At 62.1% G+C, this 14,004-nt stretch carries 12 protein-coding genes; 9 read left to right on the top strand and 3 right to left on the bottom strand.

The window, feature by feature from the left end; translation table 11 throughout:
- Positions 1 to 2 precede the first annotated feature (2 nt).
- The 8 genes from BTUS_RS15230 (at position 3) to BTUS_RS15195 (ending at position 9,071) form a co-directional block, all read left to right on the top strand.
- The gene (locus BTUS_RS15230; protein WP_013076956.1) at positions 3 to 1,478 is read left to right on the top strand and encodes an aldehyde dehydrogenase family protein; all 1,476 of its coding nucleotides are present in this window, start codon (positions 3 to 5) and stop codon (positions 1,476 to 1,478) included.
- Positions 1,478 to 2,275, top strand: coding sequence for an SDR family oxidoreductase (locus BTUS_RS15225; RefSeq protein WP_245543336.1), 798 nt, complete (start codon positions 1,478 to 1,480; stop codon positions 2,273 to 2,275). The genes BTUS_RS15230 and BTUS_RS15225 overlap by 1 nt, the downstream gene beginning before the upstream one ends.
- Positions 2,276 to 2,299: 24 nt before the next feature.
- Positions 2,300 to 3,529, top strand: coding sequence for a M20 family metallopeptidase (locus BTUS_RS15220; RefSeq protein ID WP_013076954.1), 1,230 nt, complete (start codon positions 2,300 to 2,302; stop codon positions 3,527 to 3,529).
- A complete protein-coding gene (locus BTUS_RS19035; RefSeq protein WP_013076953.1) occupies positions 3,526 to 5,604 on the top strand; it encodes an energy-coupling factor transporter ATPase in 2,079 nt (692 codons plus the stop codon). Before BTUS_RS15220 ends, BTUS_RS19035 begins: the two co-directional genes overlap by 4 nt.
- Positions 5,605 to 5,607: 3 nt before the next feature.
- Positions 5,608 to 6,444 (top strand): energy-coupling factor transporter transmembrane component T family protein, encoded by an 837-nt coding sequence (locus BTUS_RS15210; protein ID WP_013076952.1) that lies wholly within the window; start codon positions 5,608 to 5,610, stop codon positions 6,442 to 6,444.
- A 30-nt stretch (positions 6,445 to 6,474) separates the two neighbouring features.
- Positions 6,475 to 7,029 (top strand): ECF transporter S component, encoded by a 555-nt coding sequence (locus tag BTUS_RS15205; RefSeq protein ID WP_013076951.1) that lies wholly within the window; start codon positions 6,475 to 6,477, stop codon positions 7,027 to 7,029.
- Positions 7,030 to 7,306: 277 nt separating this feature from the next.
- A complete protein-coding gene (locus tag BTUS_RS15200) occupies positions 7,307 to 8,299 on the top strand; it encodes a P1 family peptidase (RefSeq protein WP_013076950.1) in 993 nt (330 codons plus the stop codon).
- 334 nt (positions 8,300 to 8,633) lie between these two features.
- Positions 8,634 to 9,071 carry a hypothetical protein gene (locus BTUS_RS15195; RefSeq protein ID WP_041304441.1) on the top strand — a complete coding sequence of 146 codons (438 nt, stop codon included), beginning with the start codon at positions 8,634 to 8,636 and terminating at the stop codon, positions 9,069 to 9,071.
- Here BTUS_RS15195 and BTUS_RS15190 read toward each other — a convergent pair.
- The 3 genes from BTUS_RS15190 to BTUS_RS15180 are packed head-to-tail and all read right to left on the bottom strand — an operon-like array spanning position 9,068 to position 12,426.
- Entirely contained in the window at positions 9,068 to 10,372 is a 1,305-nt protein-coding gene (locus BTUS_RS15190; protein ID WP_013076948.1) for an MFS transporter, read from the bottom strand. The two genes, BTUS_RS15195 and BTUS_RS15190, sit on opposite strands and share 4 nt — an antisense overlap.
- A gap of 21 nt (positions 10,373 to 10,393) precedes the next feature.
- A complete protein-coding gene (locus BTUS_RS15185; RefSeq protein WP_013076947.1) occupies positions 10,394 to 11,581 on the bottom strand; it encodes a CaiB/BaiF CoA transferase family protein in 1,188 nt (395 codons plus the stop codon).
- Positions 11,578 to 12,426, bottom strand: a complete 849-nt coding sequence (locus BTUS_RS15180) for an enoyl-CoA hydratase/isomerase family protein (protein ID WP_013076946.1) — start codon at positions 12,424 to 12,426, stop codon at positions 11,578 to 11,580. The genes BTUS_RS15185 and BTUS_RS15180 overlap by 4 nt, the downstream gene beginning before the upstream one ends.
- Before the next feature lie 368 nt (positions 12,427 to 12,794).
- Here BTUS_RS15180 and BTUS_RS15175 point away from each other — a divergent pair, with 368 nt between their 5' ends.
- Positions 12,795 to 13,940, top strand: coding sequence for an IS630 family transposase (locus tag BTUS_RS15175; protein ID WP_013076945.1), 1,146 nt, complete (start codon positions 12,795 to 12,797; stop codon positions 13,938 to 13,940).
- Positions 13,941 to 14,004: the final 64 nt, after the last annotated feature.

Here is a 14,004-nt window from a genome sequence, read left to right as displayed (position 1 = left end):
CGGTGATTGCAGAACGCATGACCATCGCCGGCCGAGACGGTCTGCCGGTGTACGGGCTGTGGATCGACGGCAAAGCGGTGGAAGGGGCGGAGCCGGTTCTGGTGCGCAACAAATACACCGGCGAGCCCATGGCCTGGGTGTGCACGGCCTCCCGGGAAGACGTGGACCGGGCGGTGGCGGCGGCGGAACGATCTTTCCGCAGCCGGCCGTTGTCGCCCTTCGAGCGGTATGAATGGCTCAGCGCCGCCGCGACGTGGATCCGGGCCCGCCGGGAGGAACTGGTGAACCTGTTGGTGGACGAAGTGGGCAAGCCCCACAAGGACACCGTGGTGGAGGTGGACCGGGCCTACCACGCCATGCTCCTGGCGGCCGAGGAGGCCAAGCGCATCGGGGGCGAGGTGCTTCCCGTGGACAGCATCCCGGGATCCGAACGCAAAATGGGCTTCGCGATCCGGGTGCCCCTGGGTGTCGTGGCGGGGATCACCCCCTTCAACTATCCGTTTTTGCTGGCGGTCCACAAAATCGCCCCGGCCCTGGCGGCGGGCAACGCCATCGTCATCAAACCCGCACCTCAAACTCCCATTTCCACCCTGGTGTTGGTCCAAGGGCTTGTGGAGTGCGGCGGGCCTCCCGGCCACGTTCAGGTGATCCAGGGCGGGGCGGAGGTCGGCCAATGGATGCTGGAGCACCCGGGTTTTCGGTTCTACACCTTCACCGGGAGCGCCAGGGCGGGGGAGCGGATCAAGGCCGGGACCGGGCTGCGGCGGGTCGCGCTGGAACTCGGGAACAGTTCGCCCAACATCGTTCATTCCGACGCCGATTTGGCGCGGGCGGTGCGGATCTGTGCGGCCCGGGCGTTCTCCGCGGCGGGCCAGGCGTGTATTTCCGTCCAGCGGCTGTACGTCCATGCGCCGATTTTTGACGAATTTGTCGAGCGGTTTGTGGAGCGGGTCAGGGCCCTGAAGGTCGGGGATCCCCGGGATCCGAAAACGGATGTCGGGCCGATGATCAGTGAACAGGACGCCGTCCGTGCCGAAACCTGGGTGCGGGAGGCGGTGGCCCAAGGGGCCCGGCTGCTCGCCGGGGGAACCCGGGACAGGGCGATCCTGGAGCCCACGGTGCTGACGGACGTGCGGCCGGATATGAAGGTGGTGTGCGAAGAGGTCTTCGCTCCGGTGGTGACGATCACGAAGTACAATACGTTCGACGAGGCTCTGGCCATGGCCAACGACTCGCCTTACGGACTTCAGGCCGGACTGTTCACCCGGGACGTGGGCCGGATCATGCGGGCCGCCCGGGAGCTGCAATACGGCGGGGTGATTGTGAACGATGCTTCGACGTATCGGTCCGACCTGGTGCCTTACGGCGGCGTCAAAGGCAGCGGCATCGGCCGGGAGGGGCCGAAATACGCCATCGAAGAGATGACGGATTTGCACGTGGTGATCGTCGATTTGACCGAGGAAGGGGAGGACCGTTGATGTCGGCGGAAGGAACACAACCAGTCGGTGAGGCGATGCTGAGACTCGCGGGAAAGACGGCGGTGATCACCGGGGCGGCCTCGGGAATGGGCCGGGCAGGCGCAGAGCTGTTCGCCCGCCACGGGGCGGCGGTGGTGGTGGCCGACCTGGACGGAGAAGGGGCTGAGCGGGTGGCGGCGACCATTCGGGACGCCGGTGGACGGGCGACGGCGGTCCGGGTGGACGTGACCCGGGAGGAGGATGCCCGGCTCATGGTCGAGACGGCGGTGCGGGAGTTCGGTCGCATCGACGTGCTCTTCAACAACGCCGGGATTCCCATGCCCTTCACACCGGTGGAGGAAGTTCGGTTGGAGGACTGGCAGCGGATCATGGATGTCAATGTAAAGGGTGTGTTTCTGGGATGCCGGGCGGCAGTGCCGCACATGAAACGCCAAGGGGGAGGGGTGATCCTCAGTACGGCGTCCACCGCGGGCATTCGGCCGCGGCCCGGTCTCAACGCTTATTGCGCATCCAAGGGTGCGGTGATCGCACTCACCAAATCCCTCGCTCTGGAGTTGGCGCCCTGGAAGATCCGGGTGAACTGCATCAACCCCGTGGCCACCGACACCCCGATGTTGAACCAGTTTATCGGCGGCGGGGATCTTGAGGAGGGACGGCGGCGGTTCTTGGAAACGGTGCCGCTCGGCCGGCTCGCTCAGCCCGAGGACATCGCCCGGGCCGCCCTGTTCCTGGCCTCGGATGAGGCCGATCTCATCACCGGTGTGGCCTTGGAAGTGGACGGCGGACGATGTGTCTGAGTTTTTGAAATAGGAGGGGTGGCCTTGAAGACTGCGCACTACATCGAAATCGACCAAGATGAACTCATCCGTCTGACCCAGGCGTTGGTCCGCATCCCGAGCGTGTATCGGCCCGGAGAACCCGGCGGCACCGAAGCCGAGGTGGCCCTGTTCATTGCAGACTATCTTAGGAAACTCGGGGTGGAAGTGTTTGTGGAGGAGGCCGCCCCGGGCCGACCGAACGTGATCGGCAGAATTCGGGGCCGGGGGCCGGGGAAAACCCTCCTGTTCGAGGGTCACACCGATGTGGTGACCGCCGGGGATCCCGGACGATGGTCGGTGGATCCCTTCGGCGGCGAGTTGTTGGATGGAAGGATCTACGGCCGGGGAGCCTGCGACACCAAAGGCAACACCGCGGCGATGATCCTGGCCGCCAAAGCCCTTCTGGATGCCGGCCGGGATTTTCCGGGGACGATTCTGCTGTGCATTCCCGTGGATGAAGAGGGCATGATGATCGGGATCAAACATTTTATCCGCCAAGGGTGGGCCCGGGGGGTCGACGGCGCGATCATTTGCGAACCTGAAGAAAATCAGATTTGTGTGGCGCAAAAGGGGGCTTTGAGGATCCGGTTGGATTTCGCCGGGAAAATGGCCCACGGGGCCATGCCGTACGCCGGGATTAACCCCATTCCCCGTCTGGCCAAATTCCTGGTGAATGTGGAACAATGGGAGGAGCGCGAGGTGCGCCGGCTGGGGCGCCATCCGTACCTGGGGGTGCCGCACATCACCCCGACCATCGTTCGGGCGCCCGCCGAAGGAGAGGCCCAGGTCAACGTGGTACCCGGGGAGGCGACGGTCTTCCTGGATCTGCGGACGGTGCCCGGGCAGGACCACGAGCGGCTCGTCGCGGACGTCCGGCGCATCCTCGATTCCCTGGCCGCCGGGGATCCGGATTTTTCGGCTTCCTTCGAGGTGCTGGATGATCGCCCGTGCACCGAGACCGAGCCCGGGGACCCCGTGGTGCGCGCCGTGGCGGAAGCGTACCGGGCGGTGACGGGACGGGAACCGGTCTACAACGGCGTGCCGGGGGCCACGGACGGGACGTTCCTGCACGCCTGGGCGGGGATTCCCGTGGTCACCACCGGCGCCGGCAGCCGGACGCTGCCCCATCAGGTGGACGAGTATGTCGAAGTGGAGGAACTTTTGGTCACGGCCCGGATGTACGCCGAAGCGGCTCGGCGGTTCCTGGCCGGATCAGGGGCGGGGGAATCGTGAACGAACCGTTGATTCGCGTGGAAGACGTATATTTTTCTTACGCCGACCGGGAGGATCGATCGAAGGCGGCGGGTTCCGTGGACGGTGCCGAACCGGGGGAGGGTGCCGGATTGACGACGGGCGGCGAAGATCGTCAGTGGACCGATCGACAGACGGGGGGCCGGCAGCCCGCGGAAATCCAGTCCGAGACGGATACCGCGGACACGGACGGTCTGGTCCTGCGCGGAGCCTCCCTGGAGGTGTTCCCCGGGGAATTCGTCGCGATCCTCGGCCATAACGGGTCGGGAAAATCGACGCTGGCCAAGCACCTGAACGGCCTGTTGGTACCCCGGAGGGGCGCCGTGCGGGTGGCGGGGCTGGATACCTCAGACCATCGGAATATTGGACAGATCCGCCGCATGGTGGGCATGGTCTTTCAACACCCGGACAATCAGATCATCGCCGCGACGGTGGAAGAGGATGTGGCTTTCGGTCTGGAGAATCTCGCTCTTCCCAGGGAGGAGATGCGTCGGCGGGTGGAGGACGCCCTGCGCCGGGTGGGAATGTGGGAATACCGGCACCGCTCCCCGCATCACCTGTCCGGGGGGCAAAAACAGCGGGTGGCCATCGCCGGGGTCCTGGCCATGCGTCCGGCGTGCATCGTTCTGGATGAAGCCACCAGCATGCTGGATACCCCCGGCCGGGAGGAGGTCATGGCGGCCGTTCGCGAGCTTCGGGCGGCGGGAGTGACGGTGGTGGCCGTCACCCACCACATGGAAGAGGCGGCCTTGGCCGACCGCATCGTCGTGATCCACGAGGGCCGGGTGGTGATGCAGGGGCTTCCGGAGGAAGTGTTCGGTCGGCGTCAGGAGGTTTTGGCCGCGCTCCACTTGGACGTGCCGGCGGCGGCCGCCGTATCCCGCCGGATCGCCGAGGTGCTCCCGGGGTTTCCGATGTGCATTCGAACCGAGGAACTCGTCCGGGAGGTGGAGCGGCGGGTGAAGTCCGGCGGCCCCGCGGTCCGTACGGCAGATATCCCCGGAGAAGGAGTTTTTTCTTACCCCGGATCTTTCGGTTTTCACGCCGCCGGTCAAATTGAAGGTCGGCCGACCGCGGTACGGCCGGAGCCGGGTTCGGAGTGCGCAGAGGATCGGGGGGAAGGGAATCGGACGGGACAAGGGACAGGAGGCGCGGCGGACGAGCGCCCCGGCAAATCGGCTGACCCGATCATCGCCGCCCGGGGCCTCGGCTATGTCTACATGAAAAAGACGCCCTTGGAACACCGGGCACTTCGGGACGTGACCCTCTCGATCCCCCGGGGCGGCGTCACGGCCCTGGTTGGACACACCGGATCCGGAAAATCCACCTTGGTGCAGCATTTTAACGGTCTGATCCCCGTCCAGGAAGGGCACCTGACGGTGGATGTGTCCGGATACGCCGACCCGCGGCGGGATTGGAAAATCCTCCGCACCCGGGTGGGCCTGGTGTTTCAACAGGCCGAAGACCAACTGTTCGAGCGGCTGATCGGGGATGATGTGGCGTTCGGGCCCTGGCGGCTGGGACTGGCCATCGATGAGGTCAGAGAACGGGTTCGCCGGGCCATGGAGATGGTGGGGATTCCTTTCGAATGGAAAGATCGGCCGGTATATGCCCTGAGCGGCGGCCAGCGGCGGAAAGTGGCCATCGCTGGGGTCTTGGCCCTGCGCCCGGAAGTACTGGTGCTCGACGAACCCACGGCGGGCCTCGACCCACGTTCCCGGGACGAACTGCTCGAGCATTTGCTGCGGTTGAACCGGGAGGAGGGGGTGACCCTGGTGTTCATCACCCACAATTTGACCGAGGTGGCCCGGTTCGCCGACCAGGTCATCCTTATGGAGGGAGGGACAGCGGTGTGGTCCGGTTCGCCGGATGAGCTGTTTGACGACCCGCAGCGCTGTGCGCGGTGGAATGTGGGTGTCCCTCCTCACGTCGAGGTGGTGCACCGTCTCCGGGAGCGGGGTGTTGCCGTTGAGGCTGAGGGCTACTCTCCCGATGCGGTGGCCGAGGCGTTAATCAGGCGGTTGCTGTCGGAACCGGGCGTCGAGGTGGGGGGATGAGCGGTGAGCAGTTTTGAGTTGACCCGGTATGTCACCATCGGACAGTATATTCCCGCAGATTCGGCGGTCCATCGCCTGGATCCCCGGGTGAAAATCATCCTTTTCGCCATGCTGGTTTTGACGGCGGCCTTTGCGTCGACGTACACCGGAAATGTCGTCATGGCGGCGGCGTGTCTGCTGGTTCTGATCGTCTCCCGGGTGCCGGTGGGCTACGGCCTGTCGGGATTGCGCCCGGCCCTGCCTTTTGTGGTGGTGCTGTTCATTCTGCAGGTGCTGTTCTTGGGCAAGGGCCCCGGAGCGGTGGTGCTTTGGCAGGCGGGATGGTTCAGTGTCACCGCCGACGGACTCAAAATCGCCGTGGTGGCGGTGATGCGATTTTTGGAAATCCTATGTTTGGTCAGTGTTCTCACCCTGACCACCACGGTGAACGATCTGGCCCGGGGCACCGAGGCCCTGCTCCGGCCGCTGGCCCGCATCCGGTTTCCCGTTCATGAAGTGACCTTGATCCTGACCATCACCGTGCGCTTTGTCCCGACGTTTGCCATGGAAATGGAGAAACTGGTGAAGGCACAGGCCAGTCGGGGGGCGGATTTCGGGCATTTTCGCTGGTGGCAGGTGGTTCGGCGCACGAAACAGACGTTTCCGGTCATCATTCCATTGTTTGTCAGTGCGATGCACCGCGCCGAGGATCTCATCACCGCCATGGAAGCCAGGGGCTATGTTCCGGGCGCCCGGCGAACCACCTATACCGAGTACCGGATGCAGGCCCGGGACGGGGTGGCGGCGGTCTTGGTGGTCGCCTTCTGTGCGGCCATGTGGTTGATCCGGTTTCCCGTGTAGCAGGCTCCATCATTTCGCGAGAGGAAGGTAATGAGCATGAAACAGAAAAGTGTGTTGACGGTCCGCCAAATCGTGGTCAGCGGTGTGTTGGGTGCCATTGCGGTGCTTCTGGGTGTGACGCAGTTGGGGTTCATTCCGGTGCCCACCGCGGCCGGACACGCCACCATTATGCACGTGCCGGCCATTATCGGGGGGATTTTGGAAGGCTGGGTGGTCGGCGGCATTATTGGATTGATTTTTGGGATTTCGTCGTTCTTGAATGCCACGGTGCCCCTGTTCAAAGATCCGTTGGTGGCGATCCTGCCGAGGTTGTTCATCGGTGTGGCGGCCTATTTTGTCTATCGGGGGCTGCGTCGGTGGAATGATCCGCTGGCGGTGGGGGTGGCCGCTTTTGTGGGCTCCGCGACCAACACGGTGTTGGTTTTGGGCATGGCCGTGGTGAGAAACTACATGTCCCTCGGGGTGGCCGCGTCGGTGGCGGTGTTGAACGGCCTGCCCGAAGCGGTGGTCTCGGTGATCGTGACCCTGGCGGTGGTGCTGGCCTGGAAGCGGGTGGACCGGCGATCGTCCAAGGCGCGGATCTAGGGCGGCCGGCGCCTGCTGCGGGCACAAAAGCGCGGCGAATCGGCCGACGCAATCCCCATTTCGGTGTGAACGGTGTGGGTTTCAGGCACATGCCGACACGGTGGGGGCGATGAACATTTTAAAGGCCGGACGGCCCGGTTCGCCTGTTCCGTGGTCTAAGTGCCTGGGAGTCGGTCAAAGTGACCGATCCAAGGGGTGCACCAAGGATCCTGGTGGCAGGAAGGAATCTCCCGCCTTCAGGCGCAGAGGCGATCAACGGTGTGGGGGTGACACGAGGGTGAGGGAGAACGGAGACGGTCCGGGGACGACGTCGGACGGGGTGCAACGGGCGGCATGGTTTCCTCTGCCCGGTGTAAGGATCGGACACGCCCACGATCTACGGGCGAGGACCGGCTGTACGGTGGTTCTCACCCCGGAGGGGGCGGCGGCCGGTGTGGATGTGCGCGGGTCTGCGCCGGGCACCCGGGAAACGGATTTGCTCGACCCGGTGAATCTGGTGCAAGAGGTGCACGGGGTGCTTCTCGCCGGGGGCAGCGCCTTCGGTTTGGCGGCGGCGGACGGGGTGATGCGTTACCTGGAGGAGCGGGGATACGGCCTGGATGTCGGGGTGGGGCGGGTCCCCATTGTGCCCGGTGCGGTGCTGTTTGATTTGGCCGTGGGAGACGGTTCCCGCCGGCCGGACGCGGTGATGGGTTATGCGGCGTGCGAGGCGGCCCGGGAGGTCCCGGAACGGGGGCGGGTCGGGGCTGGAGCCGGCGCCACGGTGGGGAAGGCGCTGGGCCACCTGCGCGCCATGGACGGCGGGCTGGGGACAGCTGCCGTGCAATTGCCAGGGGGTCTCGTCGTTGCGGCGGTGGTGGCGGTGAATGCCGTGGGACACGTTGTGGACCCCGCCACCGGGGAGATTCTCGCCGGGCCCCTGGGGGAAGACGGGAAGCCCTTGGACACACTGGCGGTGTGGAACACAGGGCCGGGTTTCGGCGTCCTGCTGCCCGGGACGAACACCACCATCGGGGTTGTGGTGACCAACGCCCGGATGAGCAAAGTCCAGGCGAAGAAGGTGGCGACCATGGCTCATGACGGCTTGGCCCGGGTGATCCGACCGGCCCACACCATGTATGACGGGGATGCGCTGTTCGCTCTGGCCGTCGGCGGCGTGACCGCACCGGTGGATCTGGTCGGTGCGTGGGCGGCCGAGACGGTGGCGGCGGCCGTCCTCGACGGGGTTCGACAATCGGCTTCGAACGGCGGAGCGGGCCGGGGCGATTGAATCGCGTTCCGGTTGCTCATCCGCTGCCGGGCTCCTGTTTCTGGACAGTAACAATGGTCAGCTTATAGCCAAACCACCGGTACATTTTCTTCCACATCGTCCCATCCTCTCGGGTCCCATGAACGGCGTGCAACCAAATTTTTTCATCACCTTGCGAATCGGCGACCCAGTGGTTTCAGTAAACGGACAGAGCGTCACCTTCGATGTGCCGCCGGAACTGTCCGGAGGTCGAACCTTGCTTTCATGATGTCTTGTCTGTGAGGCGTTCGGAATGGCAGTGGATTATCTGGACGGGATCGTATCAGTCCACACGCCCGCCGGACAGAACGGATAGGTGAACCGTTTCGCGGGGACTCCCCCCGAGGCCATTGCTGACCACGTGGAGCGTCTCACCTCCGATCATGACGGGATCGCCTGGGTCGACGACCGCGGGTTCCGGGCCGGGCGCGGTCCCCCAGGCAGCACAGACCGACAAGCCGGGCGCGGGCGAATATACCCGCTGCCCGGCCATTGCGCTTCAATCCATCACGGAAGTCATGTGGAGTTCGCCGTGGAGAACCGCGACCGCCGATTCACCTGCGTGATCGGTCCGTCCGGTTCGGGGTATTTTCTGGCACTCCCCGAGCACCACCTTTGCCTCACTTTCCGGGAGCTGGAGGATTTGCCCGGCCTCGGTGAAACGGTATTTTCCTGCTCGCATCTCAGCGGACAGGACAAGTCTGCGTGCCTGTCAGCCGTCCAAGCTCTGGTCAAGTACGATCTGCTTTTTTAAACCGGCAGTTCCTTATCGATTTCCACCTTAGCCCGCTCTTTCATCATGGCCGTGGCGATGATGGTAATGACTGCGTTGATCACGATGTACACGCTGATCGAGTACCCGGTTCCGTATGTGTGGAGCAGCCAGGTGGCAATGAGCGGTGCCGGGCCGCCTGCCACCACCGAAGCCAACTGATAGCCGATGGACGCCCCGCTGTACCGCAGATTGGTCGGAAAATGTTCCGCGATAAAGGCCGCCTGGGGGCCGTACAGGGCGTCGTGGGGGATCATGGACACAATGATGGCCAAGAACACCAATGCTGGGAGTTTCGTATCGAGCAGGGCAAAGTACGGGAACGCATACAACAACACCAACACGGCACCGGCCATATACATATTTTTTCGCCCGATCACGTCGGACAGGTGGCCGAAAAAGGGAATGGTAAATAGCGACAAGATCCCCGCGGTTGTGGTCGCCAGGGTGAGAAAACCCTCGCCAAATCCCAAGTTTGTTTTCCCATAACTCAGAACAAACGAGATAAAAATATAAAACGGCGCCTGTTCAGCCATTCGGATCAGGGCGGAAAGGATAATCTCCTTGGGATGCCGCCGGATTACTTCCACGACGGGAACGTCAATGACCTTCCGTTCTTCAACCACTTTCTGGAAATGCGGGGTTTCCATCACCCGCAGCCGGATAAACAGACCGATGGCGACGAGCACCAAACTTAGCAAAAAGGGAATCCGCCAGCCCCAGGTGAGAAATCCCGGGCCGGAAATGGCGATAAACAGAGCCACCGTCCCGGAGGAGAGCACCAGGCCCAAGGGCACCCCCATCTGCGGCCAGGACGCCATCAGTCCCCGGCGCCGCTGGTTGCCCCACTCCATGGACAGCAACACCGACCCGCCCCATTCCCCGCCGACCCCGATACCCTGCAACATCCGCAGTACCGTGAGCAGGATGGGGGCCCAGAGACCGATGGAGGTGTAGGTCGGCAGGATGCCGATGATGGCGCTGCTCACGCCCATCAACCCCAGGGTGATGATCAACGTCGCTTTCCGCCCGAGGCGATCTCCGTAATGGCCGAAGATCGCCGCTCCGATCGGACGGGCCAAAAAGCCAAGTGCAAATGTCGTAAACGATTGCAATGTTCCGACATAAACATCGGATTTCGGAAAAAACAAATGAGGGAAAACCAAAGCCGCCACGGTGCCGTACAAGAAAAAATCATACCACTCGATGGCCGTTCCAACGGTGCTGGCAACGGCCGCCCGCCGCACCTGGGCGGCACGGGCGGCATCCTTGATTTGGGACATCGATGACAACCCCCTCTCTCCTTACTTTCTCGCGCTTTCGGCAATCATCTGTTCAATATCTCTTTCTGAAAATCCCAATCCCCTGAGGATCTGGCGGGAATGTTCCCCCAAAGCTGGCGGCGGCGCGATCTCGCGCCCGTGCCCGTCCTGATGCAGAAAATGGATTGGTATCCCGATGGTTCGAAACTCACCGATTTTTTTATGGTGAAACATTCGGATCATCTTTCGCGCCAAAACCTGGGGATCGGCGTAGAGCTCGGAGAATCGATAGATCGGGCCCGCCGGGATTCGGCGACTCCGAAACAGTCCAACCCATTCCGCCGTAGTTCGCGACTGAAACAAGGGTTGCAGCAGCTCCACCAGTTCTTGCCGGTTCTGCACCCGCCGGGAGTTGGTACAGAAGCGCGGATCCTCGATCCATTCCGGTCGCCCCACCGCCTCGCAAAACCTCCTCCACAGCTCATCGTTCCCCACCGCCAGGTTAAAATAACCGTCTTTGGAGGCAAAACTCTGGTACGGTGCAATATTCGGATGGACGTTCCCGGCGGGCGCCGGTTCTTCTCCCGTTGCAAAAAAGTTCGCAGCCACGTAGGTTTGCCACGACACCACCGCATCGAGGAGGGACACGTCGATCCACTGGGCTCCGACCTTCTCGCGGTTGAGCAAGGCGGTCAGGATTCCAATGATCGCCCACATCCCGGCACCGATGTCCGCGACAGAAAAGCCCACCTTGGTGGGCGGCCCGCCCGGCTGCCCGGTGACGCTCATAATCCCGCCCATCCCCTGGGCGATGAGATCATATCCCGGATCGTCCCGGTACGGTCCGGTTTGACCGAATCCAGAAATCGAAGCGAGAATGATCTGGGGATTGATTCGCCGAAGGACTTCGAAGCCAAATCCAAGCCGCTCCAGTGTCCCGGGACGGAAATTTTCCACCACGACATCCGCCCGACGAATCAGCCTTTTTAGCGCCTCCTTACCGAGGGGCGTTTTGATATCCAGCACCACACTCCGCTTGTTCCGGTTGACACTGAGATAATAGGCACTTTCCCCTTTCACGAAGGGCGGGCCCCACCTTCGCGTGTCGTCTCCCCCGGGGGGTTCGACCTTAATCACTTCGGCCCCCATGTCGGCAAAATACATCGTGCAAAACGGGCCGCTCAGGATTCTGGTCAGGTCGACGATGGTCAAACCCGCTAAATCGGTCATCGTCCATCCCCCCTCGGTGTATCCGCGCAGGTTTTGATCGCGTCCGGCCTCCCTTCAAAGCGGTGCGCCCGTTTTGTGGCAAAAGCGGAAACAGCGGGGAAAAAATCGGGCCCGTACACCCAGCTGCGCGCAGGGTGGTCGTTTTCTTGCCGCATCTCCTCCATCTCGGCTTCGGCGAGGACTTTTCGCACACTTTCTTTCATGGCCAGTACTGAAGCGCGGGATTGACGAAGAATGGTCCGAACCATGCGGATCGTGTGGTCTGTCAGGTGCTCAGGCGGAACCACGTCGTTGAGAATTCCCATGGCCCGGGCCATGTCGGCATCGAGGATGCGTCCGGTGAACACCAGATCTTTTGCCGCAGATGGCCCAAGTTCCCGCAGGATGCGGCGGACAAAGGGCGGCTGCAGGGTGATGCCGAGCTTGCCGACGGGGATCCCGAGCTTGGCGCGGGATGTCCCCAGCCGCAGATCGCAGGCGAGTGTCAGTACAAAGGCCGCCCCATAGGCTCCACCATCGATGGTCGCAATAGTCGGAATGGGTAACGATTCCACCGCCGATATGGTATTTTCCATCAACTCAAAGGCTTGGTTCACCTCCGCTTCCGTAAGGGAGGCGAACTCTTTGAGGTCGCTGCCCGACGAAAAATCGCCCCCGGCTCCGCGAATGACCAGGAGACGGGTCTTGGCGGGCAAATGTCGCACCCAGTCTCCGAGGGTCGCCCAGGCCGAGCGGTTGAGGGCATTCTTTCGGTGGGGCCGCTTGATCGTCAGCACCGCCACGGGGCCCGTAAGTTGCAGCCACACTGCCGACCCCGGCTCAAACTGGCGAACCGTTACCCGCATCTCTCTCACCTCCTTTTAAATTTGGGATAAACGGTGATTGTCGATTGTCGACAATCCCTGGAGCTAGTATAAAACGACCAGTGCCCGATGTCAATACAAGAAAAGATCGATTCTGACAACGGAATTTTAGACCTATCGCCCTGTCCGTAACCATGAGGTCATCACATTTTATGGCGGGGGTGGTCGGTGTAGAACTTCAGGATTTCCCGCAGCCGGGCGCACGAATTCTGAACCTTCTCCCTGACGCTTCGTGGGGAGGTTCGGGGCACGGCGGCCGATCTAGTAGATCGTTTCCCTTGTTTCGACAGCATTTGCAATCGACATATGATAGGGTGAGGTGACGATACGTGTAGAAATGAGGGAGCAGAATGCCGGGGCGTGTCTATCGAAAGTTGCATCCAGAAATCACACTGACGGAAGAGGAACGAATGCAGTTGGAACGCATTCGCCAATCCCGCTCGGAAAGTGTTCGCCATGTCCAAAGAGCGAGCATCCTTCTCCTGTATGCGGACGGACAGAACAAGGCAGCCATTGCACGGGATTTGGGCATGAGCCTCGTTGCGGTCAACGGAACAATCCGCCGCGCTCGGAAAGTGGGCGTCTTGCAAGCCTTGGATGATCTGCCCCGCTCGGGTCATCCGGAGGTCATCACCCCGGAAGCGAAGGCTTGGCTGATCTCCTTGGCTTGCCAAAAGCCGACGGCCCTTGGATACCCGCACGAAGTGTGGACGTACAGCCTGCTGGCGCAACATGTCCGTGCACATTGTGAGGAGGCGGGACACCCGTCCTTGGCTCGCCTGGCGAAAGGAACCATCTCAAAAATTCTGAGAGCACAGGACATCCACCCTCACCGCATCGAATACTATCTGGAAAAACGCGACCCTGAATTTGACGCCAAGATGGCTGAGGTACTGGCGGTCTACCAAGAGGTGGAGATCTTACGGGAGTCCGGCGACCCGCAAGCTCCTCTGAAAGCCATTCTGTCATATGACGAAAAGCCAGGCATCCAGGCCATCGCGAACACGGCACCTGACCGACTCCCTAAACCGGGAGTGGGAGGAACACTTCAGCGGGATCACGAATACGTCCGGTTGGGGACGCTCAGTGTCCTCAGCGGGATTGATCTTGTAACGGGCCATGTGCATCATTCGGTGTGCGAACGACACCGGAGTGCGGAGTTCATTGAGTTTTTGAAGGCGGTCGATGCGTACTATCCGCCCGGTGTACAGATCCACATCATTTTGGATAACCACTCTGCTCATACGTCCAAGCAGACCCGAAGCTATTTGGAAAGCGTGCCGGGCCGTTTTACATTTGTGTTCACACCGAAACACGGTTCTTGGCTCAACATCATCGAATCTTTTTTCGCCAAAATGAGCCGGACTGTTCTGCGGCACATCCGGGTGAACTCGAAGGAGGAACTGCGGGAACGGATTGAACAGTACTTGGACGAACTCAACAAGCACCCCGTTCCATTCCGATGGCGCTATGGGCTTCAAATGGTCAGAGAGTGACAAAACCTTTCAAGCATGTCGAATTATGCGGTGCACAGTTTTTCGGAAACGATCTACTAGATTA

This window comes from Kyrpidia tusciae DSM 2912 (assembly GCF_000092905.1).
GTDB classification, from domain to species: Bacteria; Bacillota; Bacilli; order Kyrpidiales; family Kyrpidiaceae; genus Kyrpidia; species Kyrpidia tusciae.
Note: the sequence above shows the minus strand (reverse complement) of the source record. Positions and strands in the feature narration are given on the sequence as shown.

Coding starts and splice junctions, on each gene's coding strand:
- BTUS_RS15180 (WP_013076946.1), bottom strand. CDS start 12,426: ATGCGGGTAACGGTTCGCCAGTTTGAGCCGGGGTCGGCAGTGTGGCTG.
- BTUS_RS15185 (WP_013076947.1), bottom strand. CDS start 11,581: ATGACCGATTTAGCGGGTTTGACCATCGTCGACCTGACCAGAATCCTG.
- BTUS_RS15190 (WP_013076948.1), bottom strand. CDS start 10,372: ATGTCCCAAATCAAGGATGCCGCCCGTGCCGCCCAGGTGCGGCGGGCG.
- BTUS_RS15225 (WP_245543336.1), top strand. CDS start 1,478: ATGTCGGCGGAAGGAACACAACCAGTCGGTGAGGCGATGCTGAGACTC.
- BTUS_RS15205 (WP_013076951.1), top strand. CDS start 6,475: ATGAGCATGAAACAGAAAAGTGTGTTGACGGTCCGCCAAATCGTGGTC.
- BTUS_RS15175 (WP_013076945.1), top strand. CDS start 12,795: ATGCCGGGGCGTGTCTATCGAAAGTTGCATCCAGAAATCACACTGACG.